Origin of the sequence: Pseudochrobactrum albidum, assembly GCF_051851455.1 — a bacterium.
In the GTDB taxonomy this organism is placed as follows: domain Bacteria; phylum Pseudomonadota; class Alphaproteobacteria; order Rhizobiales; family Rhizobiaceae; genus Pseudochrobactrum.
Window position 1 is genome coordinate 113,669 of the sequence record NZ_JBPVTR010000017.1, and the last position, 12,658, is coordinate 126,326.

10 protein-coding genes are annotated in these 12,658 nt (G+C 51.2%); 5 read left to right on the forward strand and 5 right to left on the reverse strand.

Annotation, left to right across the window (positions count from 1 at the left end):
• Positions 1-194: 194 nt before the first annotated feature.
• From ugpB to ACSTTO_RS02810, 4 genes are all read right to left on the reverse strand, one after another.
• Positions 195-1,505, reverse strand: a complete 1,311-nt coding sequence (gene ugpB / locus ACSTTO_RS02795) for a sn-glycerol-3-phosphate ABC transporter substrate-binding protein UgpB (RefSeq protein ID WP_439271611.1) — start codon at positions 1,503-1,505, stop codon at positions 195-197.
• A 699-nt stretch (positions 1,506-2,204) separates the two neighbouring features.
• Positions 2,205-3,131: a DMT family transporter gene (locus tag ACSTTO_RS02800; protein WP_439271612.1), complete on the reverse strand. Its 927-nt coding sequence runs from the start codon at positions 3,129-3,131 to the stop codon at positions 2,205-2,207.
• Positions 3,132-3,385: 254 nt separating this feature from the next.
• Positions 3,386-4,816 carry an aldehyde dehydrogenase family protein gene (locus tag ACSTTO_RS02805; protein WP_439271613.1) on the reverse strand — a complete coding sequence of 477 codons (1,431 nt, stop codon included), beginning with the start codon at positions 4,814-4,816 and terminating at the stop codon, positions 3,386-3,388.
• A gap of 134 nt (positions 4,817-4,950) precedes the next feature.
• The gene (locus tag ACSTTO_RS02810) at positions 4,951-6,282 is read right to left on the reverse strand and encodes an aminotransferase-like domain-containing protein (RefSeq protein ID WP_439271614.1); all 1,332 of its coding nucleotides are present in this window, start codon (positions 6,280-6,282) and stop codon (positions 4,951-4,953) included.
• A 105-nt stretch (positions 6,283-6,387) separates the two neighbouring features.
• Here ACSTTO_RS02810 and ACSTTO_RS02815 point away from each other — a divergent pair, with 105 nt between their 5' ends.
• The 5 genes from ACSTTO_RS02815 to ACSTTO_RS02835 all read left to right on the forward strand — a co-directional run bounded on the left by ACSTTO_RS02815 (position 6,388) and on the right by ACSTTO_RS02835 (position 11,324).
• Positions 6,388-7,350, forward strand: coding sequence for a substrate-binding domain-containing protein (locus ACSTTO_RS02815; protein ID WP_439271615.1), 963 nt, complete (start codon positions 6,388-6,390; stop codon positions 7,348-7,350).
• A 63-nt stretch (positions 7,351-7,413) separates the two neighbouring features.
• Positions 7,414-8,298, forward strand: coding sequence for an ABC transporter substrate-binding protein (locus tag ACSTTO_RS02820; protein WP_439271616.1), 885 nt, complete (start codon positions 7,414-7,416; stop codon positions 8,296-8,298).
• 2 nt (positions 8,299-8,300) lie between these two features.
• A complete protein-coding gene (locus ACSTTO_RS02825) occupies positions 8,301-9,236 on the forward strand; it encodes an amino acid ABC transporter permease (protein ID WP_439271643.1) in 936 nt (311 codons plus the stop codon).
• Positions 9,236-10,018, forward strand: coding sequence for an amino acid ABC transporter ATP-binding protein (locus tag ACSTTO_RS02830; RefSeq protein WP_439271617.1), 783 nt, complete (start codon positions 9,236-9,238; stop codon positions 10,016-10,018). The genes ACSTTO_RS02825 and ACSTTO_RS02830 overlap by 1 nt, the downstream gene beginning before the upstream one ends.
• Before the next feature lie 106 nt (positions 10,019-10,124).
• Entirely contained in the window at positions 10,125-11,324 is a 1,200-nt protein-coding gene (locus ACSTTO_RS02835) for a M20 aminoacylase family protein (protein ID WP_439271618.1), read from the forward strand.
• Positions 11,325-11,427: 103 nt separating this feature from the next.
• Here the strand turns inward: ACSTTO_RS02835 and ACSTTO_RS02840 are convergent, their stop codons facing one another.
• Positions 11,428-12,588, reverse strand: a complete 1,161-nt coding sequence (locus ACSTTO_RS02840; protein ID WP_439271644.1) for an NnrS family protein — start codon at positions 12,586-12,588, stop codon at positions 11,428-11,430.
• Between the last annotated feature and the right edge of the window lie 70 nt (positions 12,589-12,658).

The following is a 12,658-nucleotide window of genomic DNA, read 5'->3' on the forward strand; positions in this document are numbered from 1 at the left end:
CGGTTTGCGCGGCAAAATCTGCCTAAGTTCAGAATAATAAAGCCTGCAAGGCATTGACCCTGCGACTTTGCGGATTCACCTGTATCGGGACGCCCAAGCCTATCTGCAAATAAAAGCCTTTGGAGATAGGTTTAGACGCTTAATGGATGAAAGCCCGCGCATCCTCAAAGGGGAGAATGCGCGGGGAATGATTTTTAGCGGTTTATCGCTTCAGCAATGGCAGCATTGCCACGTTCAACAGCATTTTTAAGGGTGGTTTTTGCATCCTGCTTGCCAGCCAGCATCGCTTCATATTCTTCATTGAGAATATCACGCACCTGCGGCAGGTTAACAAGGCGCACACCTTTGGAATTGGCGGTTGGTTCTTTGCCCATCATCTGCAGGATCGGGGTTTCACGGCCTGGGTTCTTCTCATAGAAACCGGATTTCTTGGTGGCTTCATAGGCTTCGAGCGTCACAGGAAGATAGCCGGATACCTGATGCAGGCGTGCCTGAATATCTGTTTGTGACAGGAAATTGAAGAACTGGGCAATGCCTTTATATTCTTCATCGCTCTTGCCGGCAAAAACCCAAAGGCTGGCACCGCCGGGAATGGTGTTTTGCGGACGGCCTTCACCCTCATAATAAGGCAATTGACCAATGCCGTAATTGATGCCGGATTTTACAACATCACCAAGGCCGCCGGAAGATTCGGTGAGCATGGCGCATTCACCGGATGTGAAGAGCTGCTTGGCTTCAGAAGTACGTCCGCCATAGCGGAAGGCACCGTCCTTGGCCAGATCAGCCAGCCCCTGGAAATGCTGCTCAAACAGCGGGGCATCAATCTCCAGTTTTACATCAAGGCCGGCAAGGCCGTTTTCATTGGTGCCGTAGGGCACATTATTCCATGCTGCAAAATTCTCGGTCTGAATCCATGTCAGCCATGTGGATGTAAAGCCGCATGAGGCAGCGCCGCTTGCCTTGATCTTGCGAGCTGTTTCAAACACTTCAGGCCATGTTTTTGGCGCTTTTTCAGGGTCAAGACCGGCTTTTTTGAAAAGATCCTTGTTGTAATACAAGATCGGGGAAGAGGAATTATACGGGAAGGACAGCATGGTGCCATCCGGCTTTGAATAATAGGCGGTGATGCCGGAGAGATATTTCGACTTGTCAAATTTGAAGCCGCCTTTTTCCAGCACATCGGCAACCGGCATTACCGCGCCTTCAGCGCCCATCATCACGCCGCTGCCGGCATCAAAAACCTGCAGAATGGCCGGTGCCTGTTTGGAGCGGAAAGCGGCAATACCGGCATTGAGCGTTTCCGGATATGTGCCCTTATAGACCGGAACGATTTTGAATTCGCTCTGGCTTTCATTAAATTCTTTTGAGAGCTGCTCCACAACCTCGTTGTTGGAACCGGCCATACCATGCCACCATTGCAGTTCGGTTACCGCAAAAGCACTGGATGCGAATGCAACAGACATTGATAATGCCGTTGCGGAAACAATCATCAGACGTTTGGACATGATTTCTCCCTGAAAATCAATGAACGGGCGACGGAAAAACAGTTGCGGCCTGGCCGGTCTGCCTCTCCGGGGGTACCCGGGGTTGTTATAGGCTCTTTCGTTTTAGCGCATATACCATTTAATGCGAAACAGAAAAGCAATATTACGAAACCTATTCACGCTTAATTCAACGTATAGTCGCATTTTGACCAAGAGTCAGCCACAAAACAAGCACTAATAAAATTACGCGCTGCAAAATTGCCTTATCCGGCTGCAGATGCGGCGGTGCTGATTCTTGATGATTCCCTGTTTATATTTTGAGAAGCCCTGTATTTTAAAACTGTAAGCGGTTTTCGGGCAGAAAAAAAGCCGGACTAAAAAGCCCGGCTGAATTTATGAAGGCAAAAATAAAGCCTTCAGAGGGGAACACCTGCCGCGCGAAATGGGAGGAAGCGCGCCGGCAAGTGACCTCCATATGGAGTATGTCTTGCACAAGTTCAAGGCCGTATCCGCATTTTTTTGACCAAAACGTAAATTTATTATATAATATATTGATATTATTATATTTTTTATGTGTAAAATATAAATCCCCTGCGCCGCGCTATCCGGAATATTTGCAAATCAGGGAGCAGGCGGCACAATTGGCACATAGCTGGTTTCATTTTTGTGGGGTTTGCTCCTTGTAAAGGTCAGATTTCTCCGGTCTTATCGCGATAAATTTTATCCGCGCCGTGCCTGCATAATACCCATAATGACCACCAAACCGCCACAGATCTGCCAGATGCTGAGCGGTTCTGAGAGCAAAATCCACGCCAGAATTGCCGCGACAACCGGCTGGATGAGCAGGGTTAACGAGGAAAACGCCACCGGCAACCAGGCAATTGCATATGTGATCAGGCTTTGCCCGCCGGCTTGCGTCATCCATGCCAATGCACAGACGATAAGCCAGCCAAAAAATGTGAGCGGGAAATATTGGGTTTCAAAAATCAGTGCCAGCGGCAAAATTGTCAAGGTGGCGCTGATGGTGGTGCAAAGCATGATGGTTGATGTGGAAAACCGGCGGCGGGTCACACCCAGCATCAGTATATAAGCGGCGTAAAGCACCGCCGCGCTGAGTGCCACTGCATCACCTTTCAGGCTGCTATGACCGGAGAGATCTGGGCCGCCTTTCAAAATCAGCACGCCGGTAATCGCCATGGCCAGACCGCTGAGAAAGACACGGCTGATTTTCTGTTTGAGAAACAGCCAGCCGCCAAGCGCCACAAATATTGGTGAAAGATTAACAATCAGGGTGGAATTGGCGACAGATGTCATGGTGAGGGAAATATGCCAGACCACCAGTTCCACACCAATGAGAATGCCCGGCACGGCCAGAATAGCAATATCGCCCAACGAGCGCGGCCGGACGTGATCAACACCGTTTCTGAGGCGGTTATTGATGAGCAGCATCGGTATGATTGCCAGCGCCAGCCGCCAGAAGGCGGTAACAATAGGCCCTGTTTCTGCAAAGCGTACCAAAACCGGTGAGCAACTGATGAGTAAGGCACCCAGTAATAAAGCCAGAATGGCTTTTTTTTGTGTTTTACGATCGGTCTGTAACAGATCATCGGTTTGCGGTGATGCCGGCGCAGAAATAGTCTGGTTCATTTTGGTGTCCGCCGCCTTTTTCAGGCGGCCTGATTGCAGGATGGCCGTATTAATGCAGCCAATCCGTTATTTTTGAGGAGAAATATGTACAGTACTTTATCAAAACAGTGCGGCGCATATTGGTGGCAGAATTATTTTACCAAATGGTCACAAGTCTGCCATCTATCCATACAGTCTGATATATATCAAAACAAGCTCTTAAAAAAGCGCGCTTTTTTAAGAGCGCGCTTTTCATTCACCATTATGACCCGTGATTATTCCTCAAAGCCGACAATGCCTTTGATCTCAACAAATTCACGCAGACCAAAAACACCATATTCGCGGCCGTTGCCGGATTGTTTATAACCGCCAAATGGTGCCGCACCATCCCATGGCGCATCATTGATATAAACATTTCCGGTGCGCAGACGCTTGGATAAAGCCTGTGCTTCTTTCAGATCACCCTGAATATAGGAGGCAAGGCCATAGTCGGTATCATTTGCCATTTCCACGGCATCATCCAGCGTGTCATAGGCGATCATTGATAAGACAGGGCCAAAGATTTCCTCGCGGGAAATGCGCATATCATGCCCCACACGGGCAAAGATTGTCGGTCGGATATAGTAACCGGCATTAAGATCGGCAGGGCGTCCGGTGCCGCCTGCCACCAATTCGGCGCCTTCATCAATGCCGGATTGGATAAGATCCTGAATTTTGTCAAACTGCACTTTGCTGACAACAGGGCCAAGATCCGTATCCGCGGAATTGGGATCTCCGGTGCGGAATTTTCCGGCCGCGTCACGGGCTATCACACTTGCTTCATCCATAGCCTCTTGCGGCACAAACATACGGGTTGGCGCATTGCAGGACTGGCCGCTATTGCCAAAGCAGCGGGCTACACCGGAGCGCACGGCCTTATCCAGATCAGCACTGCGCAGAATAATATTGGGCGATTTGCCGCCAAGCTCCTGATGCACACGTTTTACGGTTGGCGCAGCATTTTGCGCCACATTGATGCCGGCGCGGGTGGAGCCGGTAAAGGATACCATATCCACATCCTTATGGCCGGACAGGGCGGTGCCAACATTTGGGCCATCCCCGTGCACCAGATTGAACACACCTTTTGGCACGCCGGCTTCATGCATGATTTCTGCAAATAAAATGGCACTGAGTGGTGCAATTTCAGAAGGCTTGAGCACCATGGTGCATCCGGTGGCAATAGCAGGCGCTACTTTTGCTACAATTTGGTTAATCGGCCAGTTCCAGGGCGTAATCATGGCCACAACACCGATCGGCTCATGCTCAATGCGGGTTGTGCCTTGCATATAAGCATATTCAAATGCTTCAGCCGCTTTTATGGTTTCTGTCAAATGTGCGGTGCCGGAGCCTGCCTGCGCTGTTTTTGCCATGGCCAATGGCGCGCCCATTTCCTGAGAAATTGCAGCACCCACCTCATCGGAACGGCGCATGAAAATTTCCAGAATACGGCGCAGCAATGCAAGGCGCTCTTCCTTGCTGGTAAGTGAAAAGCTTGCAAAGGCGGCTTTTGCGGCGGCAACCGCCCTGTCAACATCTGCCGCGGTTCCCATAGCAATTTTGGTGAAAGCCTGTTCGGTTGCCGGATTGATTACATCCAGCACTGTGACAGGGCTTTGTACCGGATCAACCCATTCACCATTAATATAGAATTTGAGTGTGTGATCCATGGTTCCCATCCTGTTATTGAATATATGTTGTGATTTGCCGCGCAGTTTAGTCCCAAACCGTTATATTACAACCACAGCAAGCGTTTTTGTTATTAAAATTGAACAACTTCCCGCGGCGCAGGCTTTGGTGTCGCTTACGATTGTCTGCTTGCCAGAAAGGCCGCATAGGCTACGTCTTCAATCTGGTCATCCTGTAAAATGCTGGTGGCAATCCGCACGGCGCTAAGCGGCAGGACAGAGAATTTTGAGCCAGGCGCCACGGCAATATTGCGCGCCGCCAGTGTTATCATGGCAAATTGTTCTGATTCCACCGGCATCAGGCAACAAAGCCCGTGATTATCCGGCATGGCAATACCATGTCCGGCCAGTGCCGAGAGGAAGTTCTGCGATCTGTGCCGGTAGATTTTTTGTGCATGGGCAAGGCGCTGCTGGGTCTGCTCATCATTGAGCAGCCATGCCACGGCTGATTGCAAAATGCGGCTGGTCCAGCCGGAGCTGAAACTGCGGTAAGATTGCACCTGTTCTATAATGGAGGCCGAGCCGGATAAAACCGCAAGACGCAGATCAGGCCCCAGTGTTTTTGAAAAAGACAGGATATGAATAACCCGATCCGGAAAGCGCGAACCAAGGCTTTGGCGCGCAATATCCGTAATATCAGCCACGCCGTCATCTTCAATAATCAGCGTATCCTTGCCCTCCAGCACATCGCCCAATGCTGCCAGCCGCTGCGGGTTCATGCAATGGCTGGTAACAGAATGCACGCGGGGCTGAAACAGAAAAGCGGCCGGTTTTTGCGCAAGTGCCGCGGCAAGGGATGAGGGCAGCGGGCCTTGGGCATCGCAACTGACGGGTATGATTTTTGCGCCAAAATCTTCAAGAATATCAAGCAGCCGCATAGCTGTCGGATCTTCAATGGCAACCGATGAACCAGGCGAGACAAGCGCATGGATCAGGGTATATGTGGCGCTATAGCCGCCATTGGTGGCCAATAATGCCTCCGGCTCATAAGGCCAGTTACGGCGCACGGCCTCTTCCAGCTCGGGCAGGATGCGCACACGGTAATAGCTGTTGAGCCCCTCAGCCCTTGCGCCATGCTGTAATGCCTTATCAAGTGCGGGCAAAAGCTCCGGATCCGGTATTGCCATGGAGAGATCCAGCACATCTGCGCCATAATTGCCAAAACTCATCAAACGGGTGGGTTTGGCTGCAAAATGATCGCCGCTCACCCATGTGCCGTTACGTCCCTTGCCGTTAAGGATCTTGAGTTTGCGCAAATCGCTCAGTGCTTCGGAGATTGTGGCAGGGCTGATACCCAGCACATAGGCCAGATCGCGGATTGGCGGCAATTTGGTGCCCACAGGCAGTGTGCCGCTTTTGATAAGCGCCGTCATATCGCGGGCAATGCCGCGCATGGTGCGATCCTCCAGATGCGCTGCAAACCACTCTGCTGTAAAATCCGGAATCATTAAACTTATGTCTCCAATTTAATGTTCAGTAACGTAATAACATTTGATCAGCTTAAAATGAACATTTAAATTTGTCCCTGCAATGAAATTTATAAAGGACTGTTCATGTCGGTAAAATTGCGGATTGCTGTCCGGGATTGGGATTATCTGACGCCGCTTGCATTGGGGGATGTGCGTTCTTCAAAACTGGAACTGATTATTGATCGTGTCGGCACACTGGTTGCCCATCCTGCGCAGGATAAAGATCATGAGGCATCTGAAATGTCCTTCAGCCGTTACACATCCATGTGTTATGAGGGCGATATGCGCCTTGTCGCGGTGCCGAATTTTATCATGCGCGGCTTTCGTCATCGCTGCGTTATCACCAGTGCCGATAGCAAGATCACCGCATTTGAACAGCTGGCAGGCAAAAAAATCGGCGTGACCGGCTGGCGCGATTCCGGCAATGTCTGGACACGCGCCGCTTTGCGCCGCCATGGCGTGGGTGTGGAAGATGCCTATTGGTATGCGGGGCGGCTGACACAGGCACATCCTGTTACCGACCGTCTGGATGGATTTGGCCGTAAAGGGCGCATAGAGGCAATGCCTGATGAGCAGCCGATGATGGATGCCCTGCGTGAGGGGTTTCTGGATGCGGTGTTCACACCTTTTATGCCGGATGGCTATTTTGCCGCACAATCCGGTTTTCGTCAGCTGTTACCTGATTTTCGCCGCGCTGAACGCGATTATTATCGGGATGTCGGCTATGTGCCGGGCATGCATCTTATCGGGATCAAGGCTGAAATTGTGGCGCAATATCCGTGGATTGCAGATGAGTTGAGCAATATGCTGGATGAGAGCCAGCAGGTCTGGACTGCCAAGCGGCGAAAATATGCGGAAACAACACCGTGGATGTTTGATGAATTGTTGAAATGTTCGCAGGATCTGCCGGCAAACTGGAATGCAAGCGGAATAGATGCCAACCGCCCTATGATCAATGATTTTGCGGAGGAATTACGGGTGCAGAATATTTTGCCTCGCAAGCTGTCCGTTGAAGAAATGTTTCCGTTCTATACAAGTAAAGCATGAGGCCGTGAGGGCGCTTGTGATCTGACTTTTTGATTATTGCATATCTGTCGGGGAGATAATGATATGAAGAAAAGTATTCTTGCAACTGCCTTGCTTTGCGGCCTGTTTGCGCAAGCTGCACAGGCTGAAGATGTGAAAATTGCCAAACAGACCCTGAATGAGGCGCTGCGTGCCCGCCTGCCTGCTGAAATTATCAGTGCGGGCAAAATTACGGATGTCAATTCCGGCTCTTTTCCGCCCTATCAGATCATCAATGGCAAGGAAGTGACCGGTGCCAGCAGTGATATGACCGATGCATTGGGGCAGCTTCTCGGCATCAAAATCGAACATGCAGCGGTCAGCGGTCTTTCCTCGGTTCTCAGCGGGATTTCCGCCGGCCGTTATCAGCTGAGCTTTGGCCCGAACGGCGATTTCCCCTCGCGTCAGCAAACCAGTGACTTTGTGGACTGGGTGCGTGAATATGTGGTTTTTGCTGTAAAAAACGGTAACCCGGAAGGTATCACATCACTGGATACTGCCTGCGGCAAGCGCATTGCAGTGATGGCCGGCGGCTCGGCTGAAAAGGTCATCAAGGAGCAGAACGAAAAATGCACGGCTGCCGGCAATCCTATTGAAGTGCAGTCTTATAATGATCAGCCAAGCTCAATTCTGGCTGTGCGCTCAAATCGTGCGGATGCCTTTTTTTCATCACAAGCGCCCCTGACCTATTATGTCCGGCAATCAAAAGGTCAGCTTGAATTATCCGGCACCGGCCAGAGCAATGGTTTTGATGATCTTTATCAGGGGGCTGTCTTGCCGAAAAACTCACCGCTTGCGGAAGTGCTGCGTGATGGTATCCAGATTCTGATTGATAACGGCACCTATGCTGCAATCATGCAAAAATGGGGGCTTGAAAAGAATATGATTGATAAGGCAGGCATTAATCTGGCCGGAAAGTCTGCGAAATGAATATGTCGCAGCCATCTGACAACAGCGCCGGCAATGCCGACCGGTTCGACGTTGCCCGTGCACAGAAACCATTTCCGCTTGCACGGCTGCTTCTTTGGGCGGTTATTCTGGCTGTGAGTGTGGATTTTGGCCTGACCGTTGCCGGCAATCCGAATTTTGGCTGGCCGGTGGTCGCCGCCTATTTTTTTGACCCGACCGTTATGGAAGGGCTCTATATCACGCTTGGCCTCACCGTGGTGGCGATGATCCTCGGCGTGGCTCTGGGGCTGATCCTTGCCATTGCCCGCATGTCCGATGACAAGCTTGCCGGTTCGCTCTCGGCATTGTTTATCTGGTTTTTTCGCGGTACGCCGCTTTTGGTGCAGTTAATCTTCTGGTATAATCTCTCAACATTATTTCCCAAAATTTCTTTAGCCATTCCATTCGGCCGCGCTTTGGTCAGCTGGAATACCAATGATATTATCACCCCGCTTACCGCAGCTATTGTTGGCCTTGCCCTGAATGAAGCTGCCTATATGGCAGAAATTATCCGCGGCGGCTTGCTGTCAGTGGATAAGGGGCAGGGGGAAACGGCTGCTGCTTTTGGCATGACGCGGGCGCGGGCACTGCGCCGCATTATTATTCCGCAGGCAATGCGCTCCATCATTCCGCCAACAGGCAATCAGCTGATCAGCATGATCAAGGCAACCTCACTTGTCAGTGTCATTGCCATGGCAGATCTGCTCTATTCCGTACAGTCAATCTACAACCGCACGTTTGAGGTTATTCCTATGCTGCTGGTGGCTGTGCTGTGGTATTTGCTGATCACTTCCGTTCTCAATATCGGGCAGAGTGCGATTGAGCGCCATTATAGCCGCGGGGATCGTGGTGATGCGCCAAAAAATGAGGCGGCGGCAAATCCGGCCGGCGTTCAGGATCTGGCACAGGAGAATGCATAATGGATAGTGTTACTGTGCAGCAAAAGCCCCTGATGCGTGCCCGTAATGTGCATAAGGCATTTCATAATATTGAAGTGCTGCGCGGGATTGATCTGGAGGTGCATTCCGGTGAGGTGGTGGTTATTCTCGGGCCTTCCGGCTCCGGTAAATCGACATTTCTGCGCTGTATTAATCGTCTGGAAAATATTGATAAAGGCTCGATCTTTGTAGGGGATGAGCAAATCGGTTATCACTATAAAAATAACCGTTTATTGCCGCTTTCCAGCAAGGCGGTTGCCCGCCAGCGCAGCCAGATCGGCATGGTTTTTCAGCAGTTTAATCTTTATCCGCATATGACTGTGCTGCAAAATGTGATTGAAGCGCCGGTTGGTGTGCATGGCTGCAAAAAGGAAGAGGCGATTGCCACTGCCGAGAACCTTCTGGCCAAAGTTGGCATGCTGCACAAAATCAACGCCTATCCGCGCCAGTTATCAGGCGGCCAGCAGCAGCGTGTTGCCATTGCCCGTGCATTGGCAATCAGGCCGAAGCTGATCTTATTTGATGAGCCAACCTCGGCGCTTGATCCGGAACTGGTGGGGGAAGTGCTGACAACCATGCGCGGCCTTGCCGGACAGGGACAGACAATGATTGTTGTGACTCATGAGATCGGCTTTGCCCGCGAGGCGGCAGATCGTGTGATTTTTATGGATGGCGGCAAGGTGGTGGAACAGGGCACGCCGGAAGCAGTGCTTGAGAATCCGCAGCATCCGCGCACGCGCAGCTTTCTCAGCCGGTTTATATAGAAACTATAAAACACGCCGCAATTTCTTTTTCCGGCGTGTTTTGTTATCTATTTCAGGATCAGCTTCAGCCAAAGGAGGCTCTGCATAAAACGCAGGAGCAGAATATATGATACAGTCCGACAAATTTGCCCGCATCAGTGATCTTGAAACACAGAGCGATGAGCTCAATGCAATTCGTCATCATCTTCATGCACATCCGGAATTATCGTTTGAAGAAGAAAAAACCGCAGCCTTTGTGGCTGATAAGCTTGAGAGCTGGGGCTATGAGGTAACGCGTAATATTGGCGGGCATGGCGTGGTCGGGCGCATGCGTGCGGGTAATGGCAAACGCAGCATTGCTATTCGTGCCGATATGGATGCTTTGCCGATTGTTGAAAAAACCGGTCTGGATTATGCCAGCACCAATGAAGGCGTGATGCATGCTTGCGGCCATGACGGCCACACAACCATGTTGCTTGGCGCTGCCGAATATCTGGCACGCACCAAAAATTTTAACGGCACTGTCAATCTTATTTTTCAGCCGGCAGAAGAGGCGGGCGAGATCAGCGGTGCGCAGGCAATGATTGCTGATGGCTTGTTTGAGCGTTTTCCCTGCGACGCGATTTTTGGCCTTCATAACCACCCCGGTATTCCGGAGGGGACATTTCTGACCCGTTCCGGCCCGATTATGGCCGCCGCTGACACCGCCTATATCCGTGTTATCGGTAAAGGCGGCCATGCATCGCGCCCGCATCTGACGGTTGATCCGGTTATGGTGGCCTGCAGTCTGGTTATGGCGCTGCAAACTGTTGTTGCACGCAATATCGATCCGACAGAAACAGCCGTCATCACCGTTGGCACCATACATGGCGGTGAGGCATCCAATGTTATTCCGGATTATGTGGATTTGGCGGCCAGCATTCGCTCGTTCTCGCCAAAAGTGCGCGAGCTGTTGCAAAAGCGGGTGATTGAGCTGACCGAGCAACATGCGGCAGCCTATGGCGCAACTGTTGAGATTAAATATGAGCTTGGCTATCCGGTTGTGGTCAACAGCGATGCCGAGACTGTTTTTGCCACGGAAGTGGTGCGGGAGCTGGTTGGTGATGACAAGGTATCATTATGCCCGTTAATTCCGGGCAGCGAGGATTTTGCCTATTTTCTCCAGCATAAGCCCGGCAGTTTCCTGCGCCTTGGCAATGGTGTGGATTCTGCGGTTCTGCATAATCCTAAATATAATTTCAATGATGCCAATTTGCCGGTCGGGGCGGCATTATGGGCACGCCTTGCCGAGCGTTTTTTAGCGGCCGGCGATAATGCCAAAGCCTGATTCTGTGCAAAAAATGATCTGACAAAACACCATATGCGCTGATCTGCTGGCGCCGGCCTGTTAAAATATCCGTGCAGCAGGCCGGCGCTGTTGTTTGTGCCGGCTATTGCGCGCGTTGACGGCGATCGCGCAGTAACATTGGCGCATATTCAATAATAAAGAGCACAAAAGCAGCAATCCATAAAAGCGCAGACACAGCCAATATAGTGTGAAAATAATGCGGTATAATTTCTGCCAGCGGCCTGATGACTGCAGACATAATCAGGCAGATATAGGATAGAATAGTGACAGGCGATGCACTTAGCGCATTGCCCGTATGCCCGCGTGTGGCGCGCCCCATAACGGCCAGCATCATGGTGGCAATGGCGCCAACAGTCAGGATATGCAGGGTTGAATAGGCGTTTAGCTGATCTGCGGCGGAAAGGGCAATGGCGATAAAACCTGCCGGAATGAACGCATAGGCAATATGCAGGATAAGCAGGAGTTTTTCAGCTGCAGTTTCCAGACCGCGCCAGCGTATCAGGCGTATAAAGTGCATTAATGCAGCCAAAATGGCAAGCAACAGTGTGGTTGATGTTTCCGGTGCAATAATCCAGCTCAGCAATGTGATTGCGCCGGTGGCGATGCAGGCGCCATCATAGCGGTTAAATGGTATGGGAAAACGTGTTTTCTGTTTGCGGTTCAGCCAGTTGCGCGTAAAGCTTGGTACAATGCGCCCGCCAATGATCATGATCAGAAGCATATAGGCACTGATTGCAATGCGGCTGGCAAGAGCAATATCACTACCGGTGATAACCATAGAATGGAATATTATATTGGCACAGGTGAGAATGAAAACGCCGAGCAGTACTTTGAGGTTTTTCCATTGTTTGCCGGCGATGATCTCTCTGGCGCAGATCATCAGCAAAAGCGGCAGGAACAGGCTCTCTAATGCAATTGCCGCATAAAAATCAATAAGATCAGGATAGAGAAAGGCCAGTCGCCCGCCAAGCCAAAAACCGGCAAGCACAATCAGCCGCCTGCCGGAGACCGGCAGGCGGCCTGTCCAGTTTGGCACGGCAGTGAGCAGAAAACCAGCCAGAACCGCAGAGCCAAAGCCAAACAGCATTTCATGGGCATGCCAGTTGAGCGCATCATAGGAGCCGCCCAAAGGCATGCCGAGTGTGAGCGACAAAATCCATAACAACATCGCCAGAACCGCCCAGATTCCCGCGCCGAGAAAAAACGGCCTGAAACCATAGCTGAACAGCACAGGGCCGGTCATTTTCAAGCCGCGTGGCACTGGTTTTCTGGTTGTTGATTTTGTGATATCAGGGGCGCTCACCGCAACCTCC